The organism is Clostridioides sp. ZZV14-6154 (genome assembly GCF_020657785.1).
Classification (GTDB): domain Bacteria; phylum Bacillota; class Clostridia; order Peptostreptococcales; family Peptostreptococcaceae; genus Clostridioides.
In genome coordinates this window covers 33,082-53,704 of sequence record NZ_JAGWCY010000015.1, presented here as the reverse complement: position 1 = coordinate 53,704, position 20,623 = coordinate 33,082, and the positions used below count along the sequence as shown (strand labels likewise).

19 protein-coding genes and 4 tRNA genes are annotated in these 20,623 nt (G+C 28.8%); 3 read left to right on the top strand and 20 right to left on the bottom strand.

Annotated elements, in window-relative coordinates:
- Positions 1–14: 14 nt before the first annotated feature.
- Entirely contained in the window at positions 15–896 is an 882-nt protein-coding gene (locus tag KGF45_RS18270; protein ID WP_227828599.1) for a LysR family transcriptional regulator, read from the top strand.
- 100 nt (positions 897–996) lie between these two features.
- Here KGF45_RS18270 and KGF45_RS18265 read toward each other — a convergent pair whose 3' ends face one another.
- The 14 genes from KGF45_RS18265 to KGF45_RS18200 all read right to left on the bottom strand — a co-directional run bounded on the left by KGF45_RS18265 (position 997) and on the right by KGF45_RS18200 (position 15,589).
- Complete coding sequence (locus KGF45_RS18265) at positions 997–1,989, bottom strand: sugar kinase (RefSeq protein ID WP_227828598.1); 993 nt, start codon at positions 1,987–1,989, stop codon at positions 997–999.
- Between the two features lie 4 nt (positions 1,990–1,993).
- Positions 1,994–2,734, bottom strand: coding sequence for a 2-dehydro-3-deoxy-phosphogluconate aldolase (gene dagF / locus KGF45_RS18260; protein ID WP_227842996.1), 741 nt, complete (start codon positions 2,732–2,734; stop codon positions 1,994–1,996).
- Between the two features lie 64 nt (positions 2,735–2,798).
- Positions 2,799–3,908 (bottom strand): DgaE family pyridoxal phosphate-dependent ammonia lyase, encoded by a 1,110-nt coding sequence (locus KGF45_RS18255; protein ID WP_227842995.1) that lies wholly within the window; start codon positions 3,906–3,908, stop codon positions 2,799–2,801.
- 17 nt (positions 3,909–3,925) lie between these two features.
- Entirely contained in the window at positions 3,926–5,059 is a 1,134-nt protein-coding gene (locus KGF45_RS18250) for an amidohydrolase/deacetylase family metallohydrolase (RefSeq protein ID WP_227828595.1), read from the bottom strand.
- A 1-nt stretch (position 5,060) separates the two neighbouring features.
- Positions 5,061–6,155 carry a MupG family TIM beta-alpha barrel fold protein gene (locus KGF45_RS18245; protein WP_227828594.1) on the bottom strand — a complete coding sequence of 365 codons (1,095 nt, stop codon included), beginning with the start codon at positions 6,153–6,155 and terminating at the stop codon, positions 5,061–5,063.
- Positions 6,156–6,289: 134 nt separating this feature from the next.
- Positions 6,290–7,591, bottom strand: coding sequence for a PTS sugar transporter subunit IIC (locus KGF45_RS18240; RefSeq protein ID WP_227828593.1), 1,302 nt, complete (start codon positions 7,589–7,591; stop codon positions 6,290–6,292).
- A gap of 224 nt (positions 7,592–7,815) precedes the next feature.
- Positions 7,816–8,517, bottom strand: a complete 702-nt coding sequence (locus KGF45_RS18235; protein ID WP_227828592.1) for a GntR family transcriptional regulator — start codon at positions 8,515–8,517, stop codon at positions 7,816–7,818.
- A gap of 212 nt (positions 8,518–8,729) precedes the next feature.
- A complete protein-coding gene (locus KGF45_RS18230; protein WP_227828591.1) occupies positions 8,730–9,047 on the bottom strand; it encodes a PTS lactose/cellobiose transporter subunit IIA in 318 nt (105 codons plus the stop codon).
- Between the two features lie 47 nt (positions 9,048–9,094).
- Complete coding sequence (locus KGF45_RS18225) at positions 9,095–9,406, bottom strand: PTS sugar transporter subunit IIB (RefSeq protein WP_227828590.1); 312 nt, start codon at positions 9,404–9,406, stop codon at positions 9,095–9,097.
- A 304-nt stretch (positions 9,407–9,710) separates the two neighbouring features.
- The gene (locus tag KGF45_RS18220) at positions 9,711–10,340 is read right to left on the bottom strand and encodes an alpha/beta fold hydrolase (RefSeq protein ID WP_227842994.1); all 630 of its coding nucleotides are present in this window, start codon (positions 10,338–10,340) and stop codon (positions 9,711–9,713) included.
- Positions 10,341–10,580: 240 nt separating this feature from the next.
- Positions 10,581–11,060 carry a 23S rRNA (pseudouridine(1915)-N(3))-methyltransferase RlmH gene (rlmH, locus tag KGF45_RS18215; protein ID WP_227842993.1) on the bottom strand — a complete coding sequence of 160 codons (480 nt, stop codon included), beginning with the start codon at positions 11,058–11,060 and terminating at the stop codon, positions 10,581–10,583.
- Between the two features lie 68 nt (positions 11,061–11,128).
- Entirely contained in the window at positions 11,129–13,231 is a 2,103-nt protein-coding gene (locus KGF45_RS18210) for an EAL domain-containing protein (RefSeq protein WP_227839141.1), read from the bottom strand.
- Positions 13,232–13,243: 12 nt separating this feature from the next.
- Entirely contained in the window at positions 13,244–14,041 is a 798-nt protein-coding gene (locus tag KGF45_RS18205) for an MBL fold metallo-hydrolase (RefSeq protein WP_227828584.1), read from the bottom strand.
- A gap of 84 nt (positions 14,042–14,125) precedes the next feature.
- A complete protein-coding gene (locus tag KGF45_RS18200; RefSeq protein ID WP_227828583.1) occupies positions 14,126–15,589 on the bottom strand; it encodes a M1 family metallopeptidase in 1,464 nt (487 codons plus the stop codon).
- 124 nt (positions 15,590–15,713) lie between these two features.
- Here KGF45_RS18200 and KGF45_RS18195 point away from each other — a divergent pair, with 124 nt between their 5' ends.
- Together KGF45_RS18195 and KGF45_RS18190 are read left to right on the top strand one after the other, a co-directional pair.
- On the top strand, positions 15,714–16,772 hold the full coding sequence (locus KGF45_RS18195; RefSeq protein WP_227828582.1) for a DnaD domain protein: 1,059 nt from the start codon (positions 15,714–15,716) through the stop codon (positions 16,770–16,772).
- An 8-nt stretch (positions 16,773–16,780) separates the two neighbouring features.
- Positions 16,781–17,773 (top strand): ATP-binding protein, encoded by a 993-nt coding sequence (locus KGF45_RS18190; RefSeq protein ID WP_227828581.1) that lies wholly within the window; start codon positions 16,781–16,783, stop codon positions 17,771–17,773.
- 373 nt (positions 17,774–18,146) lie between these two features.
- On the opposite strand, the gene KGF45_RS18185 is transcribed toward KGF45_RS18190, so the two are convergent.
- From KGF45_RS18185 to KGF45_RS18160, 6 genes are all read right to left on the bottom strand, one after another.
- Positions 18,147–18,221 (bottom strand) — tRNA-Thr (locus tag KGF45_RS18185).
- Between the two features lie 26 nt (positions 18,222–18,247).
- Positions 18,248–18,323, bottom strand: a tRNA-Val gene (locus KGF45_RS18180).
- Between the two features lie 4 nt (positions 18,324–18,327).
- Positions 18,328–18,402 (bottom strand) — tRNA-Glu (locus KGF45_RS18175).
- Positions 18,403–18,408: 6 nt separating this feature from the next.
- Positions 18,409–18,484, bottom strand: a tRNA-Lys gene (locus KGF45_RS18170).
- 307 nt (positions 18,485–18,791) lie between these two features.
- On the bottom strand, positions 18,792–20,081 hold the full coding sequence (locus tag KGF45_RS18165) for an adenylosuccinate synthase (RefSeq protein ID WP_227828580.1): 1,290 nt from the start codon (positions 20,079–20,081) through the stop codon (positions 18,792–18,794).
- 81 nt (positions 20,082–20,162) lie between these two features.
- Complete coding sequence (locus KGF45_RS18160; RefSeq protein ID WP_227828579.1) at positions 20,163–20,471, bottom strand: hypothetical protein; 309 nt, start codon at positions 20,469–20,471, stop codon at positions 20,163–20,165.
- Between the last annotated feature and the right edge of the window lie 152 nt (positions 20,472–20,623).

Genomic DNA, 20,623 nt, shown 5'->3' with positions numbered 1-20,623 from the left:
ATAGGGGTGATTATTTGAATACTAAACAATTAGAATATTTTATATCTGTAGCAGAAAATCTAAGTTTTACCAAAACAGCAGAAAAGTTTTATATTTCCCAAACTGCTATTACACAACAAATAAAAGCTTTAGAAGAAAAAATAAATGTAACTCTATTTACAAGAAGTAAACGACATGTTGAACTAACCCCAGCTGGAAAAGTTTTTTTATCTGAGGCACGTACTATAATAAAAAATATCAATGATGCTATTGAAAAAACACAACAATTTGCACATGGTTCTTTTGGAACTTTGAGTATTGGAATCTTAATAGGATATGAAAAAAACAAATTTCAACAATATTTAAAAGAATTTTCTAATACATACCCTAATATATCTATGGAAATTTGTACTAACGAGATAACTGAACTTTTAAACTTAGTGAAAAATAATTTTATGGATCTTGCCTTTGTTATTAATCCAGAAAATCAACCATTAAAAGATTTTGAATATAAAACTGTAGAAAGATATTCTTTGGTAGCTCTTTTACCCCCTGGTCATCCACTTTGCAATGAGGATTATATTGATTTAATTGAGCTACAACATGAGAAGTTTATTTTTGTAAAGGAAACAGGCGATGAATATGGGCAGAAGTCCATGATACAAAATAGATATCGTGAAGCGGGATTTGTACCTAATGTTGTGCAACGTTCAAATGATCTTAATACTATTGAATCATTAGTTGCCTCTAATATGGGTATATCCATTTTACCTTCATTTTGTGTTGTAGATACTATGATAAAGCAGGATATTGCAATTGTACCCATAAATGAAGTACAAAATAGAATAGAAGTTGTAGTTGTATGGAATAAAAACAATACAAATCCAGCATTAGAAAAATTTATTTCTATAATATAAAATTAATTAATATTAACTATAAAAATAGCATTAACCATCTTTCTATGGTTAATGCTATTTTCTATCTACTTATTATTTAATTTTTCATTCATTATTAATACTATCTCAATATATCTAATTTTTCATTGTTCATAAGTCTAAATACGTGATTCGTACTTACTAAAGAATTATCCCCATAAGTTGTATGGGCTAGCACTGAACTAGCAACCCCGAACTCAACTATATCTTCATTGCTCATCTTTTCCAAATATGAATATATAATTCCTGCTACATATCCATCTCCAGCACCAACTCTGTCATATATTTCTAACTTATATTCCTTACTTTCAAAATAGCCATCATTATTTGATATATATCCCTTTATAAATCTATTGTTCATATCATCAAATCTTCTCATAGTTCCAGCCACAATTTCTATATCATACTCTTTTTTAATCAATTCTGAACTCGATTTTATATCTAGAGCGTCTATATTAAGTATTTTATTTATATCTCTATAGCTAGCAAATAATCCATGGCAATATGGTAGTATTTTTTTATAATCATCTACTAAATTATCATAAGTCTTGTCTGGATTTAGCGATTGTCTAAAATTAAAATCAAAGAATACTTTTATTCCCTTTTCATAAGACTTTTTAGCTAGTTCTAAAGCAATCTCTTTAACTGAATCTGTAAGTTGCATAGCAATCCCACATATGTGGACTACATCTATTCCTTCTAGACAATTATCAATATCATATTCTTGTAGCCTACTCTCGCAAAATGAACTATTTAGCCTATTTAAATAAGTCACTTCTGAAGGCCTTTCTCCATATCCAGTCTCAAGAAAATATACTCCTATATGATTTCCTCCATATGTAATAAAATCATCTTTTACTCCAAGCTTTCTTATGTTTGCACTTGATGCTTTACCTACATTGTTATTAGGCAACTTTGTTAACATATAGGTATTGTATCCAAAATTTTGAAGTCCAGATAATATATTTAACCCTGTACCTGTAATTACATAATTTAATTGGTCTGTTTGTGTTAAAAACTTATAATCAGGTACTGAAAGTCTCATCATTATTTCACCAAAAGCTAATATATTCATAAATCTACCCCAATAATTCTTTTATTATTTTGTAAAGTGTTTTTATATCTTCTACTTTTGTACAACCTGTTTCTTTATCAATTATTGATGTATAAACATGAGGTATAACTTTTTCTACACCATTATCAAGTGCAATTTGAACTATCTCTTTGAAGTTATCTAAGTCTATACCTCCTGTTGGCTCTAGATAAAAGTCATGCTTTGCACAAGCTTTTGCAACTTCTATATATTCATCTTTTGTTTTAAGCCCTCCCATTGGGAAAAACTTAACTGAACTTCCTCCCATATCCTTCATCATAGCTATAGCTGTCACTATAGGAACTATACCATCTTCCTCCTTTGAGCTTAATGGACCTGTAGATATCTTTACAAATCCTGGCTTACCAGTTGGAGAAACTAATCCATTTATTATGCTATTGTCTTGACCAAGTAATGCTCTAGATGTAGCTATACCTGTAAATACTTGGTTTATATGTTGTGGTTGAAGTTCTTTAGAAATTTGAGATACCATATTTGATTGATTTGGGTCTCCAGCTCCAAGTCCTACAGATACTGCATTATCTATTTCCTTTGAATACTTTTTCATATCTTTAATAGCTGCTTCTACAGTACTATAATTCTTCGATAGTACTCCTACTAATACATGCCCATCGCAAGCATCATATACTTCTTTAGAATTTTTTATGTTTCCTGCAAGAACATTTAAACAAACTCTATCTTTATAATATTTTGGTGTACAATTCATATTAATCCCCTCTTCTAGTAAAATTTAATTTAATAAGTCATTATCGTTTTATTTACCTTATTTTCTATTTTTCTATTATCTCTTTTATTATATTATAAATAATATCTAAATCATCTTTACTTACACTTCTTATATCAACCTCTATCTTGCCTTCATTAGCCTTATAATCTCTAGTGTATATGGATATCTCTCCACCTCTAAGCTCATTTATAATTTGTTGTATTGATTTATTTATTATATCTTCATTAAAATTAATTTCTCCACGCAGTATTTCTCTGCCCGCTGAATCTCTAGTTATATTAGCACTTATCCCATTTAGAGTATTTATCTTGTCTATAAATGGATTTAGCTTATCCTCCATTTCTTTTAAAGTTACTTTATCATTATTTATATATCTCTCAATTGCACATGTTAAACCTACTATATTTTCTTTTCCTATTTTCATAGCTCTTCCAATACCCTTTGATTGAAGCTTTACATTATCTATATATTTTTTCTTACCTATTACTAACCCTGAACTAGGTCCCTCTATAGCCTTTGCGCCACTGTATATCACTAAATCTGCTCCTAGTTCATAGTATACTTTTAAATCTTCCTCTGCCGCTGCATCTACTATTAAAGGTAAATTGTATTCTTTGGCAACTTGTACTGCATCTAATACGCTTAGCATACTCTTTTGAACACAATGATGAGATTTAATATACATAATTGCCGCTGTATTGTCATTTATCTCTCTTCTTATATGTTCCTTGTTGCACATATTAGCATAGCCAGCCTCAACAACTTCTCCTCCTCCAAGTCTTATCATTGTTTCTACTGGGACTCCATAGTCAACATTATGCCCTTTTGGAATTATTATTTCCCTTTTAACTTGCTTTTTAGGATTATTTATATTGTAAACTAGACTCATATCATCCCTTGCTATCATTGCACCTACACTCTGTGCAATTCCAGCAGATGCACTAGAAACTATTACTGAACTTTCACACTCTAATAAATTTGCTATATATTCACCTGTTTTATTTACAAGCTCTTCTATTATAAAGAAATTTTTACACCCTTCACCTATTGCTTCAATAACTTCCTTATCTAATGTTGACACCCCTAGTATAGTCATCTTACCTGAGGCATTTATAACACGTCTTACAGAGTACTTTTCAAATACACTACTCATACAATATTCTCTCCTTCCTATTCATTCTCCTTTGTAGACTCACCTATATTCAAATACTCTCCATTAATTACTACCGCTCTTGGCTTTATGGACGTATTTGTGATTACTGACTTATTCAAAGAATCTTGAAGTTCTTTTTCTTCATTCACCACGTCAAATATAGTTAAATCAGCATCATATCCTTCTTTTATTAAACCTTTATTTTTCAAGTTTATTGCATTTGCTGCATTTTTAGTAACCTTATTTATTATATCTTCAAGTGAGTAACCCATATATATAAACTTTTCCATTGTTGTAGATAAGCTATATACTGGACCATTTATTCTATTTTTAATATATATATCTGTACTTATGGTATCTGGAAAAAGTCCCACATCCTTAGCTTTCATTGCAACATCCATACTAAAACTTTCTGTTCCATGACCTACATCAAGGATTATACCTCTTTCTCTAGCTTCTATAATTTCCTCTTTAATCTTATTACCTTTTAATATTCCATTTGGTTTTCCATTATATATATGAGTTAATATATCTCCTTTTTCCATATAACCTAATATATCCTCTATAGTTGGAGGAGAGCTTCCAAAGTGAACCATCATAGGTAGATTAAGTTCTTTTTTAATTCTTTTAGCTAACTTCAAAGGTTCAATTCCATTTGAAATTACAACACTTTTACTCATTCTAGCTTTGATTCCAACAACAAAATCTTTATATTTTTTAACTGCATTTTTAAGTTCATCCTCATCAATGTTCATCATATTTGAAAGTTCATCTTGAGATGTTATTCCCTGCTTAGCAATATTTATTAAAGCATACACGTTTGTTTTGTACTTTTTAGTATCCTCATAAAATTTCTCTATATCTAAAGCACCTGTTGTCCCTGTATCTACTACAGTAGTAACTCCACTTTTTATTCCAACCTCATCAGGATAATCTTTATAAATCTCTAACCTTTCGTAGCAGTGTGTATGTATATCTATCCACCCTGCGCTAATAAATGTCTTTCCGTCTAGGTTTATAATTTGGTTTGCCTGATACTTAGAATCATCTATCTGATTTTTTACTTCTATTATTTTATCATCTAATATAGCTATATCAATTATACTTTTATCTACTGTTTTTCCACCTTTGATTAATATGTCTATCTTCACTTTACTCTCCCTCTAAAACAAGCTTAAATTTACTCCAAGGTTCAATAAAGTCCAAAAGTATTATTTCATCTTCTGTTATTCTGGCAACCTTATTTTTTCTTTCATCTTCACAATCTTGAAGTATCAACTGTAATTCCCCTTTATACTTTCCAAAGTCATCATTACCAATCACTACATCTCCTCTTTTAAAGATGCCCGTATTATCATGTTTAGGGAAATTTTCTTTAGCATATTTTTTTCTTACCTCTGTAGATCTTGCTACCTGATTAGTTATGTCCCCTCTTCTAAAGTGTTGCTCATTTACTATTATTGTTTTTTCTACTTCAGAAGTTTTTTCCTCAGCTACTACACTAAATACAACTTGATATTTATTTACTTCAGACATTCTTTTTAATTCATCTTCACTTGCATATGCATTTCCTACAATAACATCATCAATCAAACCAGTTGCGAATAAGTGCTTAGTTGCTGTAGCTATATCTAAATTTCTATGCATTTCAAGTGTGCACAGTCCATCATTTATATTCCAAGGTCCTATTGTTGCGTATTTTGAATTAACAAAAGCGGCAGTTCTTATTCCATACTTTTTAAATCTATTTGAACATCTTACAAAGAAATCATATGGCAAGCCTGTACCCCTTTGAGGATAAAAATTGTGACAACCATATATATTATTTACATTTGGCTTGTAAGTAATTATATTATCTAAGTACGCTACATCATTACTCATATTTAGCTCTACTTTTAAATCATATGGATTGAAAGAAATCATAGCTTCTTTACTTCCATCATATCCATAGTCAAGTCTTATTCCACTAGCACTTAACTCATTAAAAAATGTTAAATCATCATAAGATATTTCTAATATATCAAATATATTTGGAGCTATATCAAGGATTACTTCAAATCCTAAGTCTCTTGAATAAGTTATAATCTCTTTAAAATGTTTTTTAACCTCTTCCTTTGGTCTTGTAATTGAAAGCATACACATAAATATTCTTTTAAATCCATACTTTGAAGCCATTTTTATATATGTCTTATCATCTTCCATATTACTATGCTCTGGATATACTGATATTCCTAATCTTCTTTCCATCTTTCTCCTCCTAAAATTACACTTTTTTTGATATATAAAATAAAAGTGAAGATAATTCCTCCTACCTTCACCTTTAATAATTTGTAAGTTTTTTCTATATTATATACAGTACAAAACTTCTATTATATGTATTTTTATAAACTTTCACTCATTTCTTTTTGCTCTCTTTGTAATTGTTGCTTTTCAAAAACCTTGAAGAATGGATAATAAACAACAAATGATATCGCAAAGTTGATTAATACTAAGATACCTGCCATTATACTCCAGTTAGTACTCATTACTGCTGCTATTGGTGCTGGCATTGCAAATGGTAATCTTGCTACCATCATAGGTATAATACCTGTAATAGTAAGAACATACGATAGAACTGTCATTATTATAGGCCCAATTATAAATGGTATTCCTAGTATTGGATTCATAACTATTGGTGCTCCAAATATTATAGGTTCATTTATGTTAAATAATCCTGGTAAAAATCCTAATCTGCCTAAACTTTTTAGGTATTTTGACTTAGAAAACATAAACATTACAACTAATGCAAGAGTAGCTCCTGCTCCTCCTATCCATACATACCATTGTAAAAATTGTTCTGTAAATATATTTGGCATTGCATGAGCTGATACTCCTTCTGTGAATGCAGTTATATTTTCTGCTATAGACATATCCCATATAGGTCTTATTACTGGACCCATTATAGCTGGACCATGTATTCCAAGTACCCAGAATACTGTTATTAAGAATACTGTTAGTATTCCACCACCTAAACTATTTCCTGATAAGAATCCTTTTAAAGGTGATAACATAGCACTTAGTGCTGAACTTATATCAAATCCTAATATATGTCTTATTACCCAGAATAACATTAGTACTACTGCTGTTGGTAATAATGCAGTAAATGAGTTTGAAACCTCTAGTGGCACCCCTGCTGGCATCTTAATTGTAATATTCTTTTCCTTCATGAAACGATATATCTCAACTGTAATTAATGATGTTACGATTGCTCCAAATAATGATGGTGAATTAAGTTTCGCCATATCCATCCATCTACCAGCTTCTATAACTCCCCCTACTGGTTCAACTACTTGAGTTGGAACTATTGTAGAAACTAAAAATGCCATAACTGCAAGCATCCCAACACCTGTTGTGTCTAGATTATAACTTTTAGCAAGTGACGACGCTATTCCAAAAGTAGCGTATAGAGATAAAAATCCTACAGTATATCTAAACGGTATATCTAACGTTTCTCTGAATGGAGCTATAAAATCCATATAAGCATCAATAGGTATGTTTAATAATATTGTAAAAAATGATCCCACTATCGTTAGTGGTAATGTTGCTATTATACCTGCTCTTACAGCTCTCATATGTCTTTGATTGCTTATCTTCGCTGCTACAGGCATAATCTTACGCTCTAAAAAACTTGCGAATTTTTCCATAGTTCCCCCCTATATTAGTGATATTCCCCTTTATTTACAACACAATAACGATTTCATGATGAAAACTAATTTTTATGTAATTGATAATATCACTTATTTGATTAATAAGATTATAACATTATAATCTTTAATTGTAAACATCATAATGTTATAATCTTATTTATTTTTATAAAATAAAATCCTGAGCATATTATCATTTTAATAAACTCAGGATTTTTATTATATTATATTTCATATTTAATTACATAATTTTGTACTTCTGTATTGTATCTTGCAAATGATAACTCAACGATACTATCATTCTCATCATAGGTCTTTCTCTTTCTTCCAAGTAATGTGTCTTTTTCTAGATTTAGAGCCTTTGATACTTCCAGTTCTGATTCTTCTATAAAAAATTCATCTTCAAACCTAGTTATATTTATATCTCTCCTATATAAATACATATATAAAGAACTTTCATTATTAAAACTTTCAACAGTTAGATTTTCGTCAAAAGGTATATAATGAGTAAAATATATATATGGTTTACTATCCAAGTAATACATTCTAGTAATCTTGCTACATTTTTCTCCAAATATACTAAATACTTGTGAGTTTGTATCATTTATAATTTTTTCAATTGAAATAGTCTCTTTAGATAACTTATGACCTTTAGATAAAAGTATGCTTGAAAAAGAATCTGCCTTAGATAGCTTATTAAAAAGACTATTGCTTATTACTTTTGTCCCTTTTCCACTCTTTTTCTCTACATATCCTTCTGATTCTAATATCTCAATAGCTTTTCTAACAGTAATTTTACTAACCCCAAACTCTTGCTCTAACTCTCTTTCTGTTGGAATATTTTCATCGATTTTATATTCATTATTTAATATTTTTTGCTTTAATATCTCTACGACTTGTATATATAATGGTTGATTTTTTAACATGATTCACCTCTTAAATTATATGTTATAATATTATAACATATAATCTTATACTATTAATAGTAAATATACATTAACTTTAAACTCAATATAAAAAGAGTCCTCAAAATAAACTTAGTGTACTACACTTCAATTATTGAACCAACATTCTAACGATTGGTGTGCAGTACATAATTTATATTTTTAGAACTCTTTCATTTTATTCTCTTTAATTTTTATTTATCTTGTAACCTCAAATGTAAGTCAACTATTTCCTCAGCTAACTGTTGAAAATTCATACCATTCATTAAGTGATCTTGTGCATGTACAAGTATAACACTCATTTCAGTCTTATTCCCACTAGCTTCATTTTGTATTAATTCTGTTTGGTATCTATGCGCCTTATTTATAACTTCCTTAGACTCTTTTAATAATTCTTTTGCTTTTTCTATGTTTCCATTTTTAGCTTCTTGTATTGCCTCAAAAGCTAATCCTTTACCTTCACCTGCATAGCCTATTATACCAAAAGAAATCTCTATAATCTTTTCGTCCATCCCTTGATTCTCCCAATTTATATATTAAAAATACGTTATATTTTCTATTACTTAGCGTTGTTAAGTTCTATTGCTCTATCTAAAACAGCTTTTCCATTAACTGTACCATAGTGCATCATATTTATAACCTCTACTGGTATATTATGTGGCTTAGCTATTTCCTGAGCCTTAGACAATACATATCTAACTTGTGGCCCTAATAATAAAACATCACATTTTTCTATTTCATTTTGTATATTTGATTCTGGTATTGCCCAAATTTGTGACTCTATACCGCTTTCTTTAGCTGCATCTTCCATCTTAGTAACTAATAAACTTGTAGACATTCCCGCTGAACAAGCCAACATTATTTTTATCATATATTTACCTCCAAATTTTTATTAACAATCAACTTAAACATTATAATGTTATAATATTTTATTTAATTCTACCTCAAATGTAATATACTTTCAATACTTTTTTATTATTTTAATATTATTAATTGCTAAACTGAAAAAACCGTATCACTTATTTGTGATACGGCTCACCATCAACAATCAACTCACAAAATTTATATAGAAGTATAAATCATACCATCTAAAAAAACACCTCTTTAAATTGAATTTTATGTATCTTATATTTATTTGGTTCAGTTGTATCAAATCTATTTAGTAATTTGTATTATTATAGTTTTTGTTTACAATAAAAGAATCTGATTATTTTTGCTAATTCTTTTGGTGAATCGGTATTTACCTCATGTCCAGCATTTTTCACAAATTGAATTTCTGATTTTATTATACCTTTAGCTATATTACTTGTAGCTTTTTTATTTGCTTTATCTTTTTCTCCACATATAACCAACACAGGGCATGAAATATTTTTTAGATTTTCACTAAAATTTAAATTCATCATTGAATTTATTAATTCAATAAAATCTTTCTTTCTAAGTCCCATACCCTTAAAAGATTTCTGAGGTATAAATCTAAAAATAATATTTTGAAGTTTGAGTAATACTTTTGGCATTTCATATTGTGTCGCTATCAATATCAAGGATTTAACTTTTGAAGGATTATCTATCGCATAATTTAATGCAAGAACTCCCCCCAATGAAAGTCCACATAGGTTTAAAGGTTCCGAAAAATCATCACAATACTGTGAAAAGGATTGATATAGATTCGAATACGTTACATCTCCCTCTCTTAGAAATAAAGATAATTCTGGACATATAAGCCTCTCTTGTCCTCTCATATAAGAAATTACTTTATCCCAACTTGATGAATTTTGTCCAAGACCATGAATTAATACATACTGCATTATATACTTCCTTTCTACCAATTTATAATTCGTTGTTATATTTTATTAATAATTTAATATTTTGCTATTGGATATTAGTTATTCAAACTCCCCCCTTTTATAAAAAAATAAATTATAGGTTGTAACTATACAACTTTCTATGTAAATGCTTTAGAGCTACCTATTTTTATCAAATTAAATACAAATTTTATTATAAGTAACTGTATATCATTTCACATATAAAAAATAAAACCGTATTACTTACTTATGATACGGTTCTCCATTATTTATTCTATAAGCCCTATAAATCTGCTCTAACAATATCAATCTCATCATCTGATGAGGAAAAGTCATCCTAGAAAAAGACAATCTATAATCAGCCCTAGCTAAGACCTCATCAGAAAGTCCTAAAGAACCTCCTATTATAAAACAGATACTACTATTTCCTCTAACTGCTAAATCACTCATGGTCTTAGCAAGTTCTTCAGAAGACAAATTCTTTCCATCAATAGCCAAAGCTATAACATAACTATTATGCTTTATCTTCCCTAAAATTCTCTTTCCTTCTTTATCTTTTATAATTTCCATTTCCTTGGCACTTAAATTTTCTGGAGCTTTTTCATCATCTAGCTCTATAATTTCCAACTTACAATACTTAGAAAGTCTCTTTCTAAATTCATCAATACCTAACTTTAAATATTTTTCTTTAATTTTACCTACTACAACTATACTTATATTCATATACTTCTCCTAAACCTAATCTTATTACAAATTTATATACTAATATAACTTACAAATCATTAGAAAAGTTATTTAGCAAGTGCTCGATTTGCATAATCTATAAACTCCTCAAAAGGTATAGCTTTACTATAATAATATCCTTGATATATTTCACATCCTAGGCCATACAACTTATCTCTCTGATTTAAATTTTCAACATACTCCACGATTATATCAAAATCTAGGTTTTTTGAAAGATTTACAATAGACATTATGATTTCACTACTTCTTTTGTTTATAAGTATCTCTTTAACAAGAGAGCCATCTAACTTAACTATATCAAAATTATTATTTTGAAGGTATATAAGAGAACTATGTCCCATTCCAAAATCATCCATAATAAGCTTTATTCCTAAGTCATGTATCGCATTTATACGTTCAATGATTATCTGGGAGCCTGACAGTGCAACTTGCTCCGTGATTTCTATGCCAAGCATATTAGGATTGATATTCTTATTTTCAATTATATTTTTTATTTGCTCTGGCAAATTAGGGTCATTAAGTTGGTCTGGAGATATATTTACAGAAAATTTAATAGGATTTATTAGTAAGCTTTCACTTTTCTTTAAATCAATACAAGCTTTATTAATAATATACTCTCCAAGTTCATCTAAAAAACCTTCTTCTTTAGCTAAAAGTATAACAAGTGGTGGATAAATAAATCCCCCTATTGAATGTCTCCATCTAAGTAATCCCTCTGCCCCTACAACATTTCCATCATAATTAACTTGCGGTTGGTAAAAAAGCTCTATTTCTTCCTTTTTCATAGCAAACTTTAAATCCGATGCTAGCATTTTTGAGATTGAACCTATTTTTCCACTGTGATTTAAAATATTTGGTTGTTCTCCTGTTAATTCACACTTCTTTACTAAATTTGTTAAGTTTTCTATATTATTTTTGAACATGTAAATATATCTATTTTGTGACATCTTTATAAATGGAATATAAATCATAACTCCTACACACAAATTAAACAATTGCAACAAACTTCCTCTTATTGAGTCCGTAGCCATATATCCACTTAAAAATATCGGTGATGTCCACTCTACAGCAGAAACTGTACAAGGTACAAGCCCTGTAGCCATAGCTACATAACTTGTAATTGTTAGAATTATAGGTGTAATTATAAAAGGTATGAACATAATATAGTTAAAAACAATCGGAATCCCAAAAACTAACATTTCATTTATATTAAAAAGAGCTGGTATTGAAGCAATTTTAGCCAGCTTCCTTACATTTATACGCTTCTCACTAAGAAAAATGGCAATTACTAAACATAACAAAGCTCCACATCCACCCAATAAAACCATTGTATCAAAAAAAGTCTTAGTAAAAATTTCTGTTGGTAATTGATTATTGTTAACTAAATTTATGTTAATTGCCATTCCATTTTCAAATAAATTTTTTGCAACTGTATCAAGTACGTTGCTCCCATGAATACCAAAGAACCACATAAAATGCATTAGAAATATAAACAGCAAAGCACTCATAAGGTTTCTTCCCATACTCTTAAATATATTTGAGAATAAATTATAAAATATATCTTGAAAATTCGAACTTCCAATTAGATTTATTACTATTACACGCAAAATAGAAAATAAAAATACTACAATTATGAAGGGAATTATTGCTGAAACAACCATATTAAAATCAGCATCTGCCCCTTCTGTATGAAATTTTACACTTGTAATAAACGATTCTGTGAGCTTTACAAATAATATAGAAGACGTTATGGAAACAATAATAGCTGTAAACAACCACTTTGTTTTAAATATTTCCACATAAGAATCCAGTTCATTACCATGTGAAAACACTAAAAAAGAACACATTGCAACGATAGGAACAAGTACTGTATACTTGCTCCCATAGATTTTTCCATAGCTATAACTTATTGTCAACAATATTATCAATGAGATAATTCCTAAAGTAGAATCATTTATAAATGTAAGAATATTTGAAATTTCACCATTAAATAAACTTGCTATATATTCTTGATAAATTTTTATTGGAAGATTCAAAATAACAAGAGCAATTGAACCAGTCATAATAGCAGGTATTGCTAAAATCATCCCTTGCTTTATAGAATATAAGATTTTATTATCCTCAACATTTTCGAAATTTCTTTTTAGCAAAGTTATTCACCTCTACTTCATCTTATAAACATTAGAAACATCATTACGTGATAATACATCTAGTTTTACATCCTGCCCAACTACTATATCATTTGATGCTAATACTCCTTTTGAAGTTTCATATGCCAATTCTGGAAAATTATTTTCTTTACTTAAATGTGCTAATAATATAGATTCTGTACCTTTATCAATAAGTTCAACACAGAAATTTGCTGCATCTTCATTAGATAAATGTCCAGTATTTGACATTACCCTTTTCTTTAAAGCATATGTATATGAACCCATCATAAGCATATTAGGGTCATAATTTGATTCTAATACCACTAATTTAGATTTATATAGATGTTTTTTTATATTTTCAGTTATACACCCTATATCAGTAGCTATAGACATTTTTTCATCGTTTTCTGTATAGAAATTATATCCAACTGGGTCAGCTGCATCATGTTCTATCGAAAAAGGCCTTACTATAACATCTCCTAATGAATAAGTTTTATCATTTTCAAAGACCTTCATATTTTTATCCTTAATATCACCAAGCTTGTCTTTCATAGAACACCATGTCTTTATATTAGCAAACACTGGTATATCAAACTTTCTTGATAATATCCCTGCCCCTTTTATATGGTCAATATGCTCATGAGTTATAAATATCCCTTTTAATTTATCTGAATCTACTCCAATGTCTTTAAGACCTGTAGTTATTCTCTTTCCACTTAATCCTGCATCTACTAGTATATTAGTATTTTTATATCCTATATAGTGGCAATTTCCACTACTACCACTTCCTACTGAACAATACTTTAGCATTATTTCACCTCTTTTTCTGCCTTATAAATTATATTATACCAAAAAAACAGAGTATTAAATAAAATTTAATACTCTGTACGAAATTTACTTGTATTCACTTATAATCTTATTTATATCTACCCCTTTACTGTTCCATAACTCTACAAAGGCTCTTCCATTAGCATTTTTATGTTTGTATTTATTATAATACTCATTTAGTGTTTCAAAGAATACCTTATCCCCAACCTCTTTTCTTACTTCATTAAAAGCTGTTGCTCCTTTTGTATAAACATTTAAACTGTATTCAGTAGAATTCTTATACTCATTTGATGGTTTAAATATGTTTTCACTCAAATAACTCTTTGTTTGTATTTGCATAGTTTTTATAAGTTTATTTGCCATTTCCTTCCCATATTTTTGTTCAAAATAAACTATTGTAGAGTATTCAGTAAGAGCTTCATCTAACCAAGGTTCACTTATTTCATCGTTTCCAACAGCAGAATACCACCATTGGTGCGCTGTTTCATGTGCTATAACATACTCAAGCAAAAACTCATTTTTTTCATTATATAAGCCTTGGTCTATCATAACAAGCATAGGATATTCCATGCCACCTATAAAGAAATCACTTGCTACAACAGAATATTCTTTATATGGGTATTTGCCAAACAACTCACTAAATATATTTATTGAATCTTTTGCAATCTCTGTTGCTCTGCTAGAAAGCTTCTTATTTAAATTGTATGTACTAATAGCTACTCCCTTTGAATCTACTTTATTTACATCAAATTTACTACTTAATATAAACGCAAAGTCCCTAACGTTTTCAGCCTCTATTTCATACAACATTTTCTTGTTATCATGTTTATCATTAACAAGTTTACCTGTATGAGCAATCTTATACTTATTTGGAATCAATAGTTTCACATGAAAATCACTAGTTTCACTATAAAATGGGTCTCCAATAGTTTCATAACTCTTTATATTCCATCCTCTTTCATCATTAACACAAGCTATAGGAAACCAATTAGTAATATTTATAGTGTTTTCTCCATATCCAAATCTTCCCACTGAGTTTGGTATTTTTACATTATATTTTATATCCAGTGATATCCTTTCATTTGGCTTTAACTCTTTTCCTAATTCTATTTCTAATATATCATTTTTATCTCCTTTGATTTTATATTCCATTTTACTACTATTATTTAGTATGTTTTTTATATCTATATATCCTTCATTGAATCCATTAGGATAGGCTCTTGTCATCTCATCTTTTTCAAAAGGAGCAAATTCTTTTTTAGAAAAAGCATTCGGATATATATGGAAATATATTTTATCCATATTTGATTTTGTATTATTTATGTACTCAACACTCTGATTACACATTAACCTCTTAGTTTCATCATCAAATATAACATCCATATTATATTGATTTATCTTTGAATTAGATTTTTCTTTGTATGCTTCTAAACTGTCATCCTTTTCTATGAAGCAACCTATTATTAGTACCATAAATAAAATTGCTACTGATAATGTTCTTCTTACTTTTTGGTTGAATTTTATAACCAAAATATCTCCTCCTTTTTAAAATGAATACTTTTAGAAAATATTTACATGCTAATCTTATGACCTTTTATTTGTTTACAACCAAATGTAATACAAAAAATGATATAATTTAATCTGAGGTGATAAAATGTTTTTCAAAGAAAGCAATGAAATAGATTTAGGTGAAATCACTATTCCCAATATCTTTATAGATATATTTATGCCAATGGCGGACGGGTTATACGTAAAAGTTTATCTTTTAGGCTATAGACAGGCATGTGATATTACTTCTAATCCTAAGTTTGACAATAGCTCAATAGCCAAGAACCTAAATATACCTTTGTCTGATGTACTATCTGCTTGGAAATTCTGGGAAGAAAAAAAGATTATAAAAATACATGACAATGGAGAATCTGATAATTTTAATTATTCAATAGAATTTTTAGATTTAAAGAATTTCTATATCGAAAATATATTAGGTAATAATTCATCTGTAAAATCTAATACAGATAAAGTTGTATCTACTTCTGAAAATCCAAGTATTAGAAAGATGTTCAATTCTATAAATAAAATAGTTGGTCGATATCTTGACCCAAGCGAAAAAATAAGTATTATGGATGTAATGAATAAATACAACATGGGCCCTGATATGATACTTTGTGCTTATGAATATGTTAAAGATAAAACTGGTACATCTAAACCAGTTAAATACATCGAAGGCATTATTAGAAACTGGTATGATTCAAATTTATATACCCCAAAAGATGTTGAAGATAGCTTCTTAATTAGAAGCGAACGATATATTTTATATAAAACTATTTTCAATGAATTGGGATTTTCAAGACAAGCAACGAAATCAGAAAAAGAACTTATGGATGCTTGGTTTGATAAATTTGACATGGATATGGACTTAATAGTAAATGCATGTTCTAAATCTAAGAATATACCAAACCCAAGTATATCTTATATAAATGGAATAATTAAAAATTGGCACGAAAAAAATATAAAAAATTTAAATGATTTAAAGCAAAAAGAGGAAGAACGTATAGTTAAGGAGAATATTAATAAAAAGCAGATTAATACTACTCAAAACAACAATACTTACAAGAAAACTAAGTTTCATAATTTCAACGAAACATTTACTCAATATACATCTGATGAACTCGATGAAATTATTAAAAAAAGTCAAAAAGAAAAGTTTAAGTAGGTGATTAAATGAATGAAGATAAAATAAGAAAAATACTGGCTAAATATGCCAATAAAAGAGATAAAAATGAACTACTCTTAGAACATAGAAAAAATGAAGTCTATAATAGGATTCCTGAGATAAAATCTATAGATGATGAGATTTCTAAAATAGGTCTTAACTTAGCTAAAACAGTTCTTTTGAATCCTAAATCTAAAGATGAAATTGTAAATGAGTCTAAGGAAACTATAGAATCTTTAAAATTGAGAAAAGAAGAACTTTTACTTAAAAATAATATATCTCTTGATTACTTAGAAATAAAGTTTCAATGTGACTCTTGTAAAGACAAAGGATTTTTACCTAATGGTGAAAAATGCTCTTGTCTAAAACAAGAAATTGTAAATGAGGCTTATAAAATGTCTAACTTAGATAGAATTTTAAGTCAGGAAAATTTTTCGAATTTTAACTTGAATATATTTTCTCCTAAGAAGAGTCCCGATGGAGAAATCTCTCCAAGAGAAAACATGTTAAATAATCTAAGTATCTGCGAAAATTTTGTTCATGACTTTAAGGTGGATAATAATGAAAACCTATTGTTTTATGGTTCTACTGGACTAGGTAAAACATACATGTGTAACTGTATTGCAAAAGAATTGTTAGACAAAAGTAATGTTGTAATCTATCAAACTTCTTTTAGAATTTTAGATATTCTTGAAGACTATAAATTTAGAAGAGACCCAAACAATCAAATAAGTGAAGAAAATTATAAAAACTTGTTTGATTGTGATTTATTAATAATAGATGACCTTGGTACTGAACTTAATAATTCTTTTACTAGTGGAGAGATTTTCAATATTGTAAACACAAGACTTGTTACTGGTAAAAAAATTATTATATCAACCAACTTAACACCATCTCAAATAGGAAATACTTATACTCAAAGAATTCTATCTAGGATTTTAGACAAGTTTAGAATTTTAGAATTTACTGGAGATGATTTGAGATGGGAGAGATTCAAATAAAGTAGCCCTTAAAAAACATTTTTTTATTTTTAAATAGAGAGGTAAGAACATACTTGCTTCTCTGTTTAAAACTTATACTACATAATCATACTGTCCATTCAGTTTTTCTAATTATTTTTCTAATATACCTTTTAATATACTAAACCTTTATCTAGTTTGTAATTTTTTATATATTAATATCATATCTTAATATATTGTATTATTTAAATTTATTATAGTACGTTTATAGACTATGTTTCTAAAGCTATGATATTGTATAATATTTTAAAAAGTTAATTATAATTACAATTAATTTTTGACACAATTAAAAAAAAGATACCTAAAAGTATCCTGTAGCATAGAAAATTATATTAATTTACATTTATGTATTTTGTGGAGCTGGTGATAGGAATCGAACCTACAACCTGCTGATTACAAGTCAGCTGCTCTACCGTTGAGCCACACCAGCATCTATAGTATTTTTCATCTAAAAACTGGTGGGACTAACAGGGCTCGAACCTGTGACCCCCTGCTTGTAAGGCAGGTGCTCTCCCAGCTGAGCTATAGTCCCATATTGGTGACTCGTAGGGGAATTGAACCCCTGTTACCGCCGTGAAAGGGCGGTGTCTTAACCTCTTGACCAACGAGCCATGATTTGGTGATCTATCCGCGACTCGAACGCGGGACACCCTGATTAAAAGTCAGGTGCTCTACCGACTGAGCTAATAGACCACATTTTTTTCGACTTTTTTCGTCGTTTCTTTCACTCACAAGTTATATTATAACTGCTGTATAACTTTTAGTCAACAGTTTTTTTATTTTTTTTAACATATAATTGAAATAATACTGAATCATTGATTTTCAACAAAATCTTCTAAATAAAACATCTAATTTAGGGTATAAATTAGGCCTTAATTTTATTTAAAATATACATAAATAATTTTAACTCAATATAAAAGAGCATCTCTAATAATTATAAACATCATCTTGAGATACTCTTTTTTTAATCATTTATAATTTAAATCACTTACTTAAAATACTAAGCAAATATATTTTTTCTTATTATAGTTTGAGCTCTATTAGGCCCAACAGAAACCATATCTACACTTACTCCAATCAACTCTTCTATTTTAGCAATATATTTCTTTGCATTTTCTGGAAGGTCATCAAAATTGTCTACTTGAGTTATATCTTCGTTCCATCCATCTAACTCTTCATATATAGGTTCACATTTTGCTAAATCATCTAATGAAGCTGGGAAATCTGTTATTATTTTATCGCCCATTTTATAAGATGTACAAACTTTAATTTTGTCAAATCCAGTTAACACATCTAATAGCATAAATGAAATACTAGTTAATCCATTAACTCTAGCTGCATATTTTACTATAACAGCATCAAACCACCCACATCTTCTTGGTCTACCAGTAGTTACTCCAAATTCATGCCCTTGTTCTCTTATCTTATCACCAGTCTCATTTATTTGTTCTGTAACAAATGGACCTTCTCCAACTCTTGTAGTGTAAGCTTTTACTATACCAACAACATCCTTTATCATATTTGGTCCTATACCTGCACCAATAGCAAATCCTCCAGATATTGGATGAGAAGATGTAACAAATGGATAAGTTCCTAAGTCTAAGTCTAATAAAGTACCTTGTGCTCCTTCAAATAAAACTTTTTTACCTGCTTTTACCGCATCATATACAATAACTGATGTATCTGCTACATATTTCTTTATTTGTTCTGCGTACCCAATATATTCATTATATATAGCTTCAAAATCAAATAATTCTTCTTTTCCGTATATGTTTCTAACTAATTTGTTTTTAGCTTCTATCTGAGCCTTTAATTTTATAGCAAATTTATCTTTATCCATTAAATCACATATTCTGATTCCAGATCTCTCTGTTTTATCCATGTAGCAAGGCCCAATACCTTTTTTTGTCGTACCTATCTTTAAATCGCCTCTAGCTTCTTCTGATAATGCATCTAGCTCTTTATGGTATGGGAATATAACATGAGCTCTATCGCTAATTTTTATGTTTTCTGTATTTATATTATCCGCTTTAAACATTTCTAATTCTTCTAAGAATCCTTTAGGGTCAAATACTATTCCATTTCCGATTATGTTCACTGTCTTTGGATTTAAAACTCCAGATGGTATTAAGTGTAATGCATATTTTTTACCTTCAACAACTAATGTATGCCCTGCATTATTTCCACCTTGTCCTCTCACTACTACATCTGCTTGAGTAGCAAGATAATCGATAACTTTACCTTTACCTTCATCTCCCCATTGAGAACCAACAATTGCAACTGTTTTCATGTAATTCACCTCTATATTTTATATACTCTCGAACGCTTTACTTATTTATTCTATCAAATATTCGTATTTTTTTCAACTTTTTTAGCGTTCTCCAATATTTAACAGATACTCTTCTATTTTTGAAAAGTCATTTATTTCTTTAATTTCTGTGCTATTTTTTATAACTTTTTCTATAAACTTATCCACGTCTAAAAGTTTTTCTAATTTACATATGTTAATTATATTTCCAAAGTTTGTATTAGTCATGTTTATATAATATTGATTGTCCACAATACTAGCATAAACAACAATTGATTCTTTTAAATTACTATCAACTATCCTAAACAAGTTTATTTCATCAAGTACTTTAATTATATTGGGATATATATATTTTAAGCTTATTTTTTCCATATTGTTCCTCCTAATAATTAACATTTATACACAGATAAAGCAAGCCAAAAGCTTGCTTTATCTACTTATTCACACTTATCAACAGGCTATCTGTGGATAGTGTGGATAAGTTTTTAGCTAAATTTCAAGGTTTAGACATATTTAGTGACATG

Coding starts and splice junctions, on each gene's coding strand:
- KGF45_RS18190 (WP_227828581.1), top strand. CDS start 16,781: ATGAATGAAGATAAAATAAGAAAAATACTGGCTAAATATGCCAATAAA.
- KGF45_RS18235 (WP_227828592.1), bottom strand. CDS start 8,517: ATGTTAAAAAATCAACCATTATATATACAAGTCGTAGAGATATTAAAG.
- dagF (WP_227842996.1), bottom strand. CDS start 2,734: ATGAATTGTACACCAAAATATTATAAAGATAGAGTTTGTTTAAATGTT.
- KGF45_RS18220 (WP_227842994.1), bottom strand. CDS start 10,340: ATGCAGTATGTATTAATTCATGGTCTTGGACAAAATTCATCAAGTTGG.
- KGF45_RS18265 (WP_227828598.1), bottom strand. CDS start 1,989: ATGAATATATTAGCTTTTGGTGAAATAATGATGAGACTTTCAGTACCT.
- KGF45_RS18255 (WP_227842995.1), bottom strand. CDS start 3,908: ATGAGTAGTGTATTTGAAAAGTACTCTGTAAGACGTGTTATAAATGCC.
- KGF45_RS18240 (WP_227828593.1), bottom strand. CDS start 7,591: ATGGAAAAATTCGCAAGTTTTTTAGAGCGTAAGATTATGCCTGTAGCA.
- KGF45_RS18195 (WP_227828582.1), top strand. CDS start 15,714: ATGTTTTTCAAAGAAAGCAATGAAATAGATTTAGGTGAAATCACTATT.
- KGF45_RS18205 (WP_227828584.1), bottom strand. CDS start 14,041: ATGCTAAAGTATTGTTCAGTAGGAAGTGGTAGTAGTGGAAATTGCCAC.
- rlmH (WP_227842993.1), bottom strand. CDS start 11,060: ATGAATATAAGTATAGTTGTAGTAGGTAAAATTAAAGAAAAATATTTA.
- KGF45_RS18245 (WP_227828594.1), bottom strand. CDS start 6,155: ATGGAAAGAAGATTAGGAATATCAGTATATCCAGAGCATAGTAATATG.
- KGF45_RS18160 (WP_227828579.1), bottom strand. CDS start 20,471: ATGGAAAAAATAAGCTTAAAATATATATATCCCAATATAATTAAAGTA.
- KGF45_RS18225 (WP_227828590.1), bottom strand. CDS start 9,406: ATGATAAAAATAATGTTGGCTTGTTCAGCGGGAATGTCTACAAGTTTA.
- KGF45_RS18165 (WP_227828580.1), bottom strand. CDS start 20,081: ATGAAAACAGTTGCAATTGTTGGTTCTCAATGGGGAGATGAAGGTAAA.
- KGF45_RS18230 (WP_227828591.1), bottom strand. CDS start 9,047: ATGGACGAAAAGATTATAGAGATTTCTTTTGGTATAATAGGCTATGCA.